We start from the raw sequence: 13,643 nt of genomic DNA, 5'->3' as shown, positions 1-13,643 counted from the left end.
GTTTCGGCCGGCGACGGCAACAGTGTCCGCACCGCGGCGCGGTTCAGGGCGCTGTGCGTCGCGCGAAGAGACCGAGCCGGATACCCGACAGCAGGAAGAAAATTCCGCCCAGAACCGCGTAGCCTGCGACTCCTCCGATCTCGGAGGCACCCTGCACGCCCTGTGCCAGAAAGCCGCCCCCGGCCAGTATCGAAATGCCGCCGCTGAGCATCTGAGGCACCTGACCCCCGCGATGCCGGTTTCGCACCGCAGTGACGAGTTGCGGAAGGCCTGATCCGACAGCCCAAATTCCCCATACGACCAGGACCGTTGCGATGGACACGGTCGACGCCCACCCGAGCGCGACCGCGACGACAACGCTCACCAAGACATTGATCCACTGCGCGATACGCGCCCCCTGTCCGTTGTGGCGGTTCCTCACCTGCCACAGAACCGCGGCCGCGTCGACCAGCGGGTAGACGACCAGCAGAAGAGTCAGCGCCGGCCCCGACGAGCCCCCGGCCAGTATCAGCGACGCCGCCCACAGCAGCGCGAATGCGAAACGCCCGAGATAGAGCCGACGCAATTCCACCTCGTGGGTCGATCTGGACGTCGCTTCTGTCGTGATCGTCATGGTTCTCCTCTTCTCTGCACCCGAAACGGTGACTGTAGGGTTACTAGTTCGTCTACACGCAGAGTAGACGGGTCGGAACTCGGTTGCAACAGCACAGCGTGTCGAGCAGTGCACATCCGCAGGACCTACGACTCTCGCGTGCACTCCGCCGATCCTCGATCGTCGAATGTGCGAGAACACGAACACATGCCACTCGATGGACGTCTTCGTCAGGAGGAACCGATGAACACCCTTGTGGTCTACGAATCCATGTACGGCAGTACCCGTCTCGTCGCCCAGGCCATCGCCCGGGGAATGCGCGTGACCGACGACGTCGACGTGGTGCCCGCGTCACACGCGTCGGAATGCGACGTTGCCTCGTACGACCTGCTCGTCGTCGGAGGCCCGACGCACGTTCACGGGTTGAGTCGGCTCAGGACGCGGGATGCCGCCATCGGAGCAGCGACGAAACCGAACGCACCCATGCACCTCGAGGCCGACGCGTCGAGTGCGGGTGTTCGCGAGTGGCTGTCGACGCTGGCCCCGTCGACCGGAATGGCGGCCAGCTTCGACACCCGGCTCGACCGCTCACCCTTGTTGACCGGACGAGCGTCGAAGACGATCGCGAAACGACTACGTCGCCTGGGTTACAGTGTGATTCGCCCACCCGAAAGTTTCCTCGTCGACAAGAATTCACGATTGAAGCCTCACGAACTCGACCGCGCAGAACGCTGGGGTCGAGAGTTGAGACAGCAAGTGACCTCGGGGTCGACACACTGAAGGCCGGGAAGCGCATGCCTCCGACAGCCTCCTCGCAGTCGAGCGAACTCGGACGTGTCTGGCGCACGACCACACCCACCCGTATCGACGGCAATGCGCTTTCGTCCTTCGACGAGCCTCGACCGCGTCCCTGGGACGGCGAACTCCTCGTCCGAGTCGACGCGTGCGGCGTCTGCAGGACCGACCTGCACGTCGTCGAGGGTGACCTACCGGTACATAGGGCCCATGTGGTGCCTGGTCACGAAGTCGTCGGACATGTTCACGACATCGGGCCTCGTACCGAGACGACCTTCCGCGTCGGGGACCCAGTCGGCATTCCTTGGCTACGACACACCTGTGGGACGTGCGCGTTCTGCCGGTCCGGATGCGAAAACCTTTGTGCGCGTTCTCTGTACACGGGGTGGGACCGAGACGGCGGGTTCGCCGAGTGGACGGTCGTGCCGGCGGCCTACGCCCTGCCTCTGCCGGGGGGCTACAGTACGACCGAACTCGCGCCCCTGCTGTGCGCAGGCATCATCGGATACCGAGCGTTTCGACTCTCCGGCCTCCCACCGTCTGGGAAGCTCGGCCTGTACGGTTTCGGCGCCAGCGCACATATCGTCGCGCAACTCGCCCGATCCGAAGGTTCGACGGTCCACGTGATGACGAGAGACCGCGCGGCTCGAAAGCTGGCACTGGCCCTGGGCGCGGCGTCGGCGCAGGACACGTTCGACGCTCCTCCCGAAAACGTCGACGCAGCAATCGTTTTCGCGCCGATCGGCGAGGCAGTACCTGCCGCACTGGAGGCGCTGGCACCCGGCGGCACCGTGGTGCTCGCTGGAATCCACATGAGCGACGTGCCTCCGTTGAACTACGACCGACATCTCTTTCACGAAAAGCACCTTCGAAGCATCGAGTCCAACACTCGGACCGACGCACGTTCATTTTTGGAGCGGTGCAAGGATACTCATCTCCGCCTCGAGACCGTCGAATACGGACTGGACCAAGTTCCGACGGCGTTGCGGGATCTCAGTCACGGTCGATTTGCCGGTGCTGCCGTCGTCGTCATGTGACCTGGCGGTCGAATCGGTCAGTGCACGACCAAAACGGGACACTGCGCGTGATGAATCATGTTCTGGCTCACCGAACCGAGTAACGCTCCTGCCATCTTTCCCCGGCCACGGCTCCCGACGACGACGAGCTGAGCAGAGGCGGACAGTGTTCGAAGATGATGTGCCGCTTGGCCTTCGACGCTCGCGCACGTGACCGCGACATCCGCGAACGAATCGGCGATGGGGTTGACCGTGTCGCGCAGCCATTGCCGCTGATCGCTGCGCAACCGGTCCCAGTCGATGAGACCCGCCGCGTATCCCACTCCGACGGACTCTGCGATCTGCCACGCATGTGTCGCGATGACCGGGGCCTTCACGGTGTCGGCGAACTCGAACGCGGCACGCAACGCGTGATTCGACGACTCCGTACCGTCGACTCCGACGACGACCGGCATGTCTGCATCGGCGTCGTCCGCCGAGTGTGCGCGCCACACCAGCACGGGGCACTCGACCGAGTTGCACACCCGAATCACCTCGCCCCCGAGCACGAGATCGGTCAGCGCAGACGACCGACGGGAGCCGACGACGATGACGTGCGCATCGTCCGATACCGATTCGAAGTAGTCGGTGACGGATTTGCGCGTCTGCACCGCCCTCAGGTCGATGCTCGGGTTCACCTCCCGTACGGCGCGTTCTGCAGCGTCGAGCGCCTGCCGTCCCACCTCGCGCAGCTCGCCGAGAATCTCCTGCTCCCCCGCAAGCACCCCCGTACCCAGGTACCAGGTCACATCAGGAAGCGAATGCACCAAGACCACCGAGCGTCGAATCCGAGCGGCGTACTCCCCCGCCCACCGTGCGGCTTCCAGAGCCGGAACGGACCCGTCGATGCCGACGTAGATCGGCATCGCGTCGTTCGTCGATTCATCCATCCGAGTCACCCTCCCGGTCGAAGCGAATGATGGCCCTTAGATTTCCTCGACGCGGCCGACGCCGTCAGTGCCGAAAGTCCTCGCCGAAGGCTCTATCGGCGCCTCGGGACGACGCAGGTTGCCCCCCGGCCGGCACCGCGACCTATCGCGGTGACACCCGTCCGTCGAGAAGCCTTTCGGACAGGTCCCACAACCGCCTGGCGTGCTCCATGTTCTGCATCGGCTTCCACAGCGTTCGGAGTGCGGGCGGCCCACCGATCACGCGAGTCGGACCGAAGAACTGGTCTCCTTCCGACGTGGTGCCCACTGCCGCCACGACAGCTGGACGGGCAGCACTCTCGACGGTGCCGGTAACACCCACGCGGGTCAATGCACTGATGACGCGTCTGCCGACCACGTTCTTGTCTCTGCCCATACCTGGTTGCGCAGCAAGCAGATTCGTGGGAGACACACCGGGATGGGCGATGTTGCTGGAGATTCCCCACCCGGCGGCCTTGCTTCGTGAGTCGAGTTCTCGCGCGAACAGCGCGACCGCAAGCTTGGACTGAGCGTACGCTTTCGAGACGTCGTAATGCTTCTCCCAGTTCGGATCGTCCCAGCTGATCGAGCCCGATCGCGCCGCGATGCTCGTCTGATGCGTCACTCGTGCACCACCCTCGCGCAACAAGTCCAGCAGGCCGAGCGTCAGCGCGAAGTGCCCCAGATGATTCGTCCCGAACTGCAACTCGAACCCGTCCTCGGTGACCTGCCGGTTCGGCGGCTGCATGACACCTGCGTTGTTGACGAGGATGTCGATCGCACGCCCGTCGGCTCGGATGCTGTCCACCAGTGCCGCAACAGAATTCAACGACGCGAGGTCGAGAGGCCGCGTCGACACCTTCGCCCCCGGCACGGCGGCACGGATTTGTTCGATCGCGGCCGCGCCCTTCGCAGAATTGCGAACCGGCATCAGCACTTCGGCGCCTGCGGCGGCGAGGCGCGTTGCGACAACTCGCCCGATCCCGTCGCTCGCGCCGGTCACGATCGCCAGTTTGCCGGTCGAATCTCGAATATCGGTGTGGTGTGCCATGAGTCGCTCCCGCTCGTTCGGTTTCCGTTACACCCTCGATGTTCGCGGTCCGTCCCGTCGATAGCCAGTGACTGTCGATCCACCGTTAAGGAATTGTCTGCGTGCCGACGACAGCCAGCAGCTGTAGTTTCTCGTAGCTGTCGCTACCGGGTACCGCGGTGTACACGAGAAGTCGGTGGAACTGGTCGGGATCGAGCAGGGTCTGACACTGCAGCTCGAGTTCACCCACGATCGGATGGACGAACCGCTTGACGTGCCTCGGACGCAATCCCACCTCGTGCGCTGCCCACAACGCTCGAAATTCCTCGCTTCGATCGTGCAGGAGGTCGACGTATTCGGCAGCGCGAGACCCCGGGCCCCGAAGGGTGACGATTTCACGCAAACCGGAGACGTACAGGCGCGAAAGGAAGTCGCGCTCGTCCGGGTGATACATCTCCCGCGTGCTGGGATCGGCGAACCATCGATAGCCGAGACTGCGCGCGGTTCCGACGCGTAACGACGCATCACCGGTCAACGCCGCACTGAGCGGCGTCTGTCGAAGCGTCTCCCCCAGTTCGGACACCACCTCCGCCGGGGTGTCCTGCAGGCGATCCAGAATCCGCAGCACACCAGGACCGACATGATCGCTCTCGGTTCCTCGTACAGGTGGGTTGTGGCCGGCGAGCCGAAACACGTGGTCACGTTCCGCCACCGACAGATGCAGTCCTTGACAGATCGACGCGATCATCTCGACCGAAGGATGCGGACCCGTTCCACGCTCCAACCTCGCGTAGTAGTCGGTCGACATGTGGCAGAGCTCTGCCACCTCTTCACGCCTCAGACCGACTGCACGCCGTCGTCGGCCGCGCGACATGCCGACGTCTTCGGGATGTAGCGACTCTCGTCGACGACGAAGAAATGCCGCCAATTCGACGCGGTCGATCACAGCGCGCTCTCGCATTACACGTTCGGCATTTTCATGCCACGTTCATACCCTGAGACAGGAGCCGCCGACCAGGGACCAGCAATCCACCCCTCACACCCCACGATCGAGTCTTTCGACACGACCGGGTCAGGGACGAGGTCGCGCAGGTTGCCGCGGTGGTCCATCGGAATGCGCCGTAGCATCCGAGCGCATGGGCGCTCCTGAAAGTTTCACACTCCGACCGTGCACGGGCAGAGCCGAATGGCCGACGCTCGTGCGTATCTGGCGTACCGCTGTCGAAGCGACCCATGACTTCTTGACGGCCGCGGACATCGACTTCTACGAGTTCCGGATGATCAGCGACTATTTTCCAGCCGTCGAGCTGACCGTCGCGGACAGCACAGGCGTCCTCCTCGGATTCTCAGGACTATCCGGGAATTCTCTCGAGATGCTGTTCGTCAGCGGAGACCTCCATGGACGTGGCGTCGGCTCGGCGTTGCTGCAGCATGCGCTGCAGCAACATCCCGACCTGCAGCTCGACGTGAACGAACAAAACCCGACGGCCGTCGGCTTCTATGAACGTAACGGCTTCAGGGTCGAGAGCCGCTCGGAGACGGACGCAGATGGTCGACCGTTCCCGATCCTCCACATGCGGCGGTAGATAGGACTCGGCTGTCCTCGCTCGACGACGACGCGAAACTCGCCGTTGCACGACGAAACCTGCTTGATCGGCGGACAATGACACCACCCGCGGGGCCGCGTTCAGTTCGACGACAGGCGGCCGCCCGCAGCTGGAAGTGGGGGTGTGGCATGGATGAGGTCGACGAACGCGGGCCGGACGGTGCCGCACCCGTCACTGCGGACGTCGATCCGCGGCGCGTTCGACAGTCGTGACCGTCGTGCCCGGACAACCGATCCTCGGCCGGCTACCCGGTATCGCCACCGCGCGCGACTATCGTCGGGAGTGGCTGCGCCGTGACATCACCGCCGGGCTCGTCCTCACCGCCCTGCTCATTCCGGCGGGGATGGGGTACGCGGAGGCGGCCGGTCTACCCGCGTACGCCGGCCTCTACGCGACGATCGTTCCGCTCCTCGCCTACGCGCTGGTCGGACCGTCGAAAATACTTGTCCTGGGCCCGGATTCGTCACTGGCACCGTTGATCGCTGCCGCGGTCGTGCCGTTGGCCGTCGCGGACGACCCGGAAAGCGCGCTCGCCCTCGCGGGCGTCCTCGGCGTCCTCGTGGGACTGGTGTTGCTCATCGGAGGCTTTCTCCGGCTCGGGTTCGTGACCCAGCTCCTGTCCAAACCCATCCGACTCGGCTATCTGAACGCAATCGCGCTCATCGTCGTGGTCGGCCAGCTCCCCAAGCTGTTGGGATTCTCGGTGGACGCAACAGGCCTCGTCGGCGAAATCGGAGGGATAGCGACGTCGGTCGCACGGGGCGAGATCGATCCGATTGCCGCCGCAGTAGGCGTGGCATCGCTGGTCGTCATCATCGGACTGCGTCTCGGGGCACCCCGGGTGCCGGGTGTGCTCGTCGCAGTCGTCGGCGCCGTCGTCGCGTCCGCCACGTTGGGACTTACCGACGAAATCGGAATGGTCGGTGCATTGCCGGCAGGACTACCGCTGCCGTCGTTCGGCGGAGTCGATTGGGGCGATGTGGGGCGACTCGTCGGACCCGCAGCCGGTATCGCCCTGATTGCATTCGCCGACACAGGTGTTCTCTCCCGCACCTTCGCTGCTCGGCGTGGCGACGATGTCGACGGCAGCACCGAGATGAAGGCCGTCGGAGTCGCGAACGTCGCCGGTGGACTGTTCGGCGGATTCCCCATCTCGGCGAGTGGATCTCGAACACCGGTTGCCGAACAGAGCGGCGCACGGACGCAACTTGCGTGCGTGGTCGGCGCCGTCGCGGTCCTGGTGTTCGTACTCGTGGCTCCCGGGGTGACGAGTTATCTCCCCGACGCAGCGCTCGCGGCCGTCGTGATCGTGGCGGCCACCGCGCTCGTCGACGTGAAGGGGTTGGTTCGGCTGTGGCGCATGAGCACGGTCGAATTCGGTCTCGCGATCGCGGCATTCCTCGGCGTGGCCCTCGTCGGCGTACTGCAGGGAATTCTCGTTGCCATCGGCCTGTCGTTCGTCGCGGTCGTCGCTCGGGCGTGGCAGCCGTATCGCACCGAATTGATCAGCCTGCCCGATCGCGCGGGATTTCACGACGTCGAGCGCCATCCGGCAGGGCATCGCATTCCAGGGCTGGTGCTGGTTCGATTCGATGCACCGTTGTTCTTCGCCAACGGCGAGATTTTCGACGAGTACGTACGGTCCGTCGTCGCCGACGCACCCACTCCGGTCGAATGGGTCGTCGTCGCTGCCGAACCGATCACCGGACTCGATACGACCGCAGTCGACGAGCTGGTCGACCTGGACATCTACTTGGAGGGGAACGGAATTCGTCTGGCGTTCGCCGAGATGAAGGGTCCGATCAAGGACCGTCTGATCCGATTCGGTGTCGGCGACAGATTCGACGCAACGCACTTCTACCCCACCGTCGAGTCGGCGGTGGCCGCCTTTCAGGATCGCGCCTGATCGGACATGGTCTCTGAGCGAAAAGCCAAGCGCCACAATCGGACCCAGTCGAATACCGGAGTGGCGGGTCGCACGCCTGGTCTCGACCTGGGGACACGCACGCGAAGCACGCCCGGTTCGACGATGCACCGCACGGGGGTCGCCAGCTCGAGAGATTCACCGTCGACTCCTACCGGGATCCGAGCGGCGTCGGCGGCAACGGTGACCTCGACGGCAGTGTTCTGCGTGAGCCCGTGAATGTTGGTGCGACGCAACAAGCCGACGGCTTGTCTCGTGTTGGCCACGGACACGGTGACCGCGCCGAGGACGCCCCGGTCGAGACGGTCTCGTCGACTCAGACCCGCCAAATCGGTACTGCCGTACGGATTGTTGCTCACCAGAATTGCCTGCGGACCCTCGACCGTCGTGTCACCGATTCGCGCGACCAACCGGTGCCCCTCGTTTTCAATCAGCAGATCCGGAAGCATCTTCAACACCGTGGCAGTCTTGTCGTCGCGATAGGCAGGACTGCGGACGATCTCGGCGTACACGCCGAACGACGCATTGTTCACGAACGGCCGACCGTTGATGAACCCGAGGTCGACGTGCAGTTCAACCCCGTCGCGCAGAGCATCCAGTGATCGTGACGGGTCCGCACGGTCGAGTCCGAGGTCCATGGCGAAGTGGTTGCGAGTTCCCGCACTGATGACCAGGAACGGCACGTGATGTTCGGCCGCGACGGCGGCAACCAGCGCCTGCGTCCCATCGCCACCTGCCACCCCGAGCAGGTCTGCCCCCTGCTCGACCGCTCGTTCGGACAACGCGGTGACGTCGACCGTGCCCGGCCCCTCCAACAGGACGACGTCCGCGCCCAGCTCCTCGGCTTTGCGTTTCAGATCGAACTTCTCGACCTTTCCGCCACCCGAATACGGATTCATGACGACGAACGGCCGTTGCGGCGGGGGCACGTCGCGCTCGGGCATGATCGCCTCTGCACGTCGTTGCCGCAGAGCGCGGCGGGCACACGCGACGGCCAGCGCCGCGAGCGCATAGGACAGCAACACGACCCAGAACAGACGGGATCGTACGAACAACGCGAGCATGACGATCGGCGCAGCGATCGCGATTCCGAGCCCCAACCACCGGAACAACCCGCGCCGAGTAAGGAACCAATACAACGCGGCGACCGTGACGACGACTCCACCTACACCCACGAGCACGAGCGCAACGGTCCCGAGTACGCCGGCGAACACCACCGGAACGACGGACGCCGCGACAGCGAACAGTATCGCCGCACGCGCCGGCCACCGTCGACTTCCGTTCCCCCTCATCGCCCCTCCCCCGACTACGACGCCACCCCCGGTCCATCTTCCGCCATCGACGGCGGTCGTTGTCACCTGTTCGAGATCAAAGACCGCGAGAAGAAGGCAAGATTGGCCGGTCGCTCGGCAAGTCGACGCATGAAGTACCCGTACCACTCGGTCCCGTACGGCACATAGACCCGAACTCGATGCCCCTCCTCGGCAAGACGGGTCTGTTCGGCGTCGCGGATTCCGTAGAGCATCTGGAACTCGAAGTCGTTCGACGAGCGATTCTCGCCGACGGCGAGTTGCTGCGCAGCGGAGATCATCACGGGATCGTGTGTAGCCACCATCGGGTATCCCCTGCCCGACATCAGGATTCGCAAGCACGCGAGATAGTTCTCGTCCACCGACTGCGCTCCCCGATAGGCCACCGACGCCGGTTCGTCGTACGCTCCCTTGCACAGGCGAATTCGTGATCCCGGTCCGGCCAGATCGCGGCAATCCTGTTCGGTTCGCTTCAGGTACGCCTGCAGCACCGTTCCGACCGTCGGGAAGTTCTCGCGCAATGCGCGCACGATGTCGAGCCTCGACTCGGCCGTGCTGTGATCCTCGGCGTCGATGGTGACCCGCGCGCCCACTTCTGTTGCTGCCGAACAGATTGTGCGAGCATTCTCGAGCGCGATCCGAGGGCCGTCCTCGGGCAGACACAGCCCGAGCGCCGTCAGCTTCACCGACACTTCCACCGAACGAGTCGAGACGCCGGTCCTCGGTAGCGGCAGCTGCGCCAGAGTGGACAGCAAGGTCAGATAGTGCTCGACGGTCGCCGTCGCTTGCGCGGGTTCTCCGGTGTCCTCGCCGAGGAAGTCGACGGTGATGTCACGTCCCGACGACAGGATCGCGGCTGCTGCTCGCACTGCATCGTCCTCGGTGTCGCCTGCGACGAATCTGTCGACGACCTTCTTGGTCACCGGTACCCGCGTGACGGTGCGTTCGATGCGTGGAGACCGAGCCGCCGCCAGCAGCACCGGCCGGACGAGAGTGGAGAACGGCATCACAGCTCCTCCCTCTGATGCGGATACGAATGGTCGGTCGGGGGAACGAACGTTTCCTTGATCGTCCGCGCGGACGCCCACCGCAACAGGTTCAGCGGAGACCCTGCCTTGTCGTTCGTTCCCGACGCCCTCGCGCCTCCGAACGGCTGCTGGCCGACGACAGCGCCCGTCGGCTTGTCGTTGACGTAGAAGTTGCCCGCCGCGAACCGAAGTCCCTCGACAGCTTTCGCCACTGCAGCCCGGTCGTCGGCGATGACGGAACCGGTGAGTGCGTACGCCGAGCCCGCGTCCACGACGTCGATGATGTCGTCGAACGCGCGTGGCTTGGAGTCGTCGTAGACGTGGATGGACAGGATCGGCCCGAAGTACTCGGTACGGAACGCGTCGTCGGTGGGGTCGTCTCCGAGCAGAACCGTCGGCTCAACGAAGAAGCCGACACGGTCGTCGGCGCCACCACCCGCTGCAATCGTCAGACTGGGGGTCGCCTTGGCTCGCTCCAAGGCGGCCGCGTTGCGATCGAATGCGCGTTTGTCGATGACGGCGCCGCCGAAATTGCGGAAGTCCGTGACGTCGCCGTAGGACAGCGACTGCACCTTGTCGATCAGGTCGGTGCCCATCGCCGACCAGACCGACGCCGGAACGAACGCACGCGATGCTGCCGAACACTTCTGGCCCTGGTAGTCGAACGCGCCGCGGATCAATGCGGTGGTGAGCACGTCGGGGTCGGCACTGCTGTGCGCGAGCACGAAATCCTTTCCACCTGTTTCACCGACCAACCGAGGGTAGGAGTCGTAGCTGCCGATGTTGTGTCCGACTTGCTGCCACAGTGACTTGAACGTCGCTGTCGATCCCGTGAAATGGATCCCGGCGAGACGGGGATCGGACAACGCAACCTTCGAGACCTCGGGTCCGTGCCCGTTGACCAGATTGATGACACCAGGCGGCAGGCCCGCCGCTTCGAGCAGCCTCATCGTCCAGTAGGCGGCGAGAGACTGGGTTCCCGACGGCTTCCACAGGACGGTGTTTCCCATGAGCGCCGGCGCGGTCGGGAGGTTCCCTGCGATGGCGGTGAAGTTGAACGGCGTGATCGCGTACACGAACCCTTCGAGAGGGCGGTACTCGACCTTGTTCCATACACCCGGAGACGAGACCGGTTGATCCTCGAGGATCTGCCGGGCGAAATGCACGTTGAAACGCCAGAAATCCACGAGTTCGCACGGCGCATCGATCTCCGCCTGATACGCAGTCTTGGATTGTCCCAACATCGTTGCCGCAGTGATCTTTTCACGCCACGGTCCGGCCAGTAGGTCCGCTGCACGCAGAAAGACGGCCGCGCGATCGTCGAACGACAGGGCACGCCATGTGGGTGCGGCATCGCACGCCGCGGTGATGGCGTCGGAAACGTCGGTGTCCGTCGGCAACGTGAAGGTGCCGAGAACACTGGCGTGCCGATGCGGTTGCACCACGTCGATCGTCGGGCCTGGACTGCGCCGGTGCTCCCCTCCGATGACGTGGCTGATCTCGGTATGCGCACTCGACAGTTCGGCGAGTGCGTCCTGCAGTCGAGTGCGTTCCGCGCTTCCTGGTTCGAAGGACCCGACGGGCTCGTTGGTCGGCCGCGGAGTGTTCGTGATCGCGTCCATGATGCGTCCTCCTCGAAACAGGGCGGCATCTCGCCGCGGTAATCGTCCTGATAGCAGTCAACATCGATTCGCGACGCCGAGATTCAGCCGATCGGCCGAAGTTTCCGGGCAGAATTCGTACAGTCGAACACATGGACGTCGTGACGTTGGGTGCACTTCTCGACGCACTGGACTCGGCCGTCGTCGGTCTGTTGGAAGCGCCGACCGGCGATGACGTCGTCGTCACCACGGCCGAACTGGTGGACGGCGACGAGCTCGCCGCAGGCCGGAACGCCCGCACGCCGTTGTCGGACGTCTATCTCCTGGTCGGCGTCCACGAGGACGACGCCGTCACGTGGCTGCACTCGCTCGGCTCGACGGCACCCGAGGCCCGGCCGAAAGTCGTGATGACGAAACACGCTGCACGTCGGTCGTCGATGGCCGCTGCAGCCCGTCGAGCCGGCGTGGCCCTGGTGGCCGTGCACCCTGACGCGCGGTGGAATCAACTGTTTCCGTTGATACAGCGGGTCCTTCGGCGCACCCGCGTCGGCGACCCCGATTTGCTCGCCGCGGAGACAGACCTGTTCGACCTGGCGCGCATCACCGCCGACAACGCGTCGGGAATGGTCTCGATCGAGGACGTCCACTCGCATGTCCTGGCCTATTCCGCGTCAGACGAGACCGCGGACGAGCTTCGTACACTGTCGATTCTGGGACGCGAGGGGCCGCAGGACTATCTGCGCGCGCTGCGGGACTGGGGAGTTTTCGATCGCCTTCGCGACAGCGACGACGTCGTCGACATCCCTGCGCACGACGAACTCGGTACCGAACACCGTCTGGCAGTGAGCATTCGACAGCCGTCGGTGGACGGAACCCTCCCGCCACGTAACCTCGGGACGATCTGGCTGCAGGAGGGCAACACTCCGTTCTCCGACGATGCAGCCGATGTGCTGCGGGGAGCGTCGGCGATTGCGTCGACACTCATCTCGAGAACACTCGACGCGTCGACCACCCACGGCGTTCTGATTCAGCGTTTGTTCGGTGCCCGAGGCACCAGCGTCGACGTGCCCTCGATCGCGAGCGCTCTCGGTCTACCGGTCGACGGCCCGGGCGCGGTGATCGGATTCGCCCGCGTCCCGGGCTCCTCGGCGCCCGTCGCGGATCTTGCGACGATGGGAAGCGCTCTGCGACTCCATGCGAGCGCGTTTCGACGAGACTCGATTGCGACCATCGTCGACCATCGCACTTACGTTCTACTCCCCCGATATTCGTCGCCCACCGCCGTGACAGCGTGGACTCGTCAGCTCGTTGCGCACTTCGAGACCAGATACCGCGCGGTCCTCCATGCGGCGATTGCGCTCGACATCGAGCACCTCGGCCGGGTCGCGGCAGCTCGGACCGAAGTGGACCGGGTACTGAACGGCACCGCGAAGTCGAGGACGAGCACACGCGTCACGACATTGGCCGAGTCGATGACCGCGGTACTGCTCGGCGAGTCCCTCACGGTGCTCCACAGCCATCCCGAATTGCACGACCCGCGCGTGCAGGCGTTGTTCGAGTACGACGAGAACAAGGGCTCGTCGTTACGACAGAGCGTGGAGGCGTTTCTGCACGAGCACGGTGACGTGCGCGCGGCTGCTCGGCGAGTGCAGGTGCACCCCAACACACTTCGCTATCGACTCCGTCGTGTCGAGCAGATCGTGGGGATCGACCTGTCCGACCGAGCGGACCGGCTGCTGCTCGAACTGCAGCTCGCGCTGCCGTGTAACTCGCCCGGGCGATGAGCACACGGC

Annotated in this window: 12 protein-coding genes; 5 read left to right on the top strand and 7 right to left on the bottom strand. The window is 64.7% G+C overall.

The genetic code is table 11. The features are described from left to right. Nucleotides 1-43 precede the first annotated feature (43 nt). Nucleotides 44-613: a hypothetical protein gene (locus tag DK926_RS13825; RefSeq protein WP_114330898.1), complete on the bottom strand. Its 570-nt coding sequence runs from the start codon at nt 611-613 to the stop codon at nt 44-46. A gap of 222 nt (nt 614-835) precedes the next feature. On the opposite strand from DK926_RS13825, the gene DK926_RS13820 reads away from it, so the two are divergent. Both DK926_RS13820 and DK926_RS13815 read left to right on the top strand, forming a co-directional pair. Then, nucleotides 836-1,372 (top strand): flavodoxin domain-containing protein, encoded by a 537-nt coding sequence (locus DK926_RS13820; protein ID WP_114331006.1) that lies wholly within the window; start codon nt 836-838, stop codon nt 1,370-1,372. A 14-nt stretch (nt 1,373-1,386) separates the two neighbouring features. Beyond that, on the top strand, nt 1,387-2,424 hold the full coding sequence (locus DK926_RS13815; protein ID WP_114330897.1) for a zinc-binding alcohol dehydrogenase family protein: 1,038 nt from the start codon (nt 1,387-1,389) through the stop codon (nt 2,422-2,424). 17 nt (nt 2,425-2,441) lie between these two features. Here DK926_RS13815 and DK926_RS13810 read toward each other — a convergent pair whose 3' ends face one another. The 3 genes from DK926_RS13810 to DK926_RS13800 all read right to left on the bottom strand — a co-directional run bounded on the left by DK926_RS13810 (nt 2,442) and on the right by DK926_RS13800 (nt 5,341). Beyond that, on the bottom strand, nt 2,442-3,332 hold the full coding sequence (locus DK926_RS13810) for a universal stress protein (RefSeq protein ID WP_114330896.1): 891 nt from the start codon (nt 3,330-3,332) through the stop codon (nt 2,442-2,444). 142 nt (nt 3,333-3,474) lie between these two features. Continuing rightward, nucleotides 3,475-4,401 carry an SDR family oxidoreductase gene (locus DK926_RS13805; RefSeq protein ID WP_114330895.1) on the bottom strand — a complete coding sequence of 309 codons (927 nt, stop codon included), beginning with the start codon at nt 4,399-4,401 and terminating at the stop codon, nt 3,475-3,477. An 85-nt stretch (nt 4,402-4,486) separates the two neighbouring features. After that, on the bottom strand, nt 4,487-5,341 hold the full coding sequence (locus DK926_RS13800; RefSeq protein WP_207890816.1) for a helix-turn-helix transcriptional regulator: 855 nt from the start codon (nt 5,339-5,341) through the stop codon (nt 4,487-4,489). Nucleotides 5,342-5,516: 175 nt separating this feature from the next. On the opposite strand from DK926_RS13800, the gene DK926_RS13795 reads away from it, so the two are divergent. After that, complete coding sequence (locus DK926_RS13795) at nt 5,517-5,966, top strand: acetyltransferase (protein WP_114330893.1); 450 nt, start codon at nt 5,517-5,519, stop codon at nt 5,964-5,966. Between the two features lie 238 nt (nt 5,967-6,204). Next, entirely contained in the window at nt 6,205-7,893 is a 1,689-nt protein-coding gene (locus tag DK926_RS13790; protein ID WP_114331005.1) for a SulP family inorganic anion transporter, read from the top strand. Here DK926_RS13790 and DK926_RS13785 read toward each other — a convergent pair. The 3 genes from DK926_RS13785 to pruA form a co-directional block, all read right to left on the bottom strand. Beyond that, a complete protein-coding gene (locus DK926_RS13785) occupies nt 7,878-9,203 on the bottom strand; it encodes a diacylglycerol kinase family protein (RefSeq protein ID WP_114330892.1) in 1,326 nt (441 codons plus the stop codon). The genes DK926_RS13790 and DK926_RS13785 overlap by 16 nt on opposite strands. Nucleotides 9,204-9,265: 62 nt before the next feature. After that, nucleotides 9,266-10,228 (bottom strand): proline dehydrogenase family protein, encoded by a 963-nt coding sequence (locus tag DK926_RS13780; RefSeq protein WP_114331004.1) that lies wholly within the window; start codon nt 10,226-10,228, stop codon nt 9,266-9,268. Next, a complete protein-coding gene (pruA, locus tag DK926_RS13775; RefSeq protein ID WP_114330891.1) occupies nt 10,228-11,871 on the bottom strand; it encodes an L-glutamate gamma-semialdehyde dehydrogenase in 1,644 nt (547 codons plus the stop codon). The genes DK926_RS13780 and pruA overlap by 1 nt, the downstream gene beginning before the upstream one ends. 131 nt (nt 11,872-12,002) lie before the next feature. Between pruA and DK926_RS13770 the strand changes: the two genes are divergently transcribed. After that, a complete protein-coding gene (locus DK926_RS13770) occupies nt 12,003-13,634 on the top strand; it encodes a helix-turn-helix domain-containing protein (RefSeq protein WP_114330890.1) in 1,632 nt (543 codons plus the stop codon). The last annotated feature ends 9 nt before the right edge of the window (nt 13,635-13,643 follow it).

This window comes from Rhodococcus sp. Eu-32 (assembly GCF_003336925.1).
Classification (GTDB): domain Bacteria; phylum Actinomycetota; class Actinomycetes; order Mycobacteriales; family Mycobacteriaceae; genus Rhodococcoides; species Rhodococcoides kyotonensis_B.
This window is presented reverse-complemented; position numbering and strand designations above follow the sequence as displayed.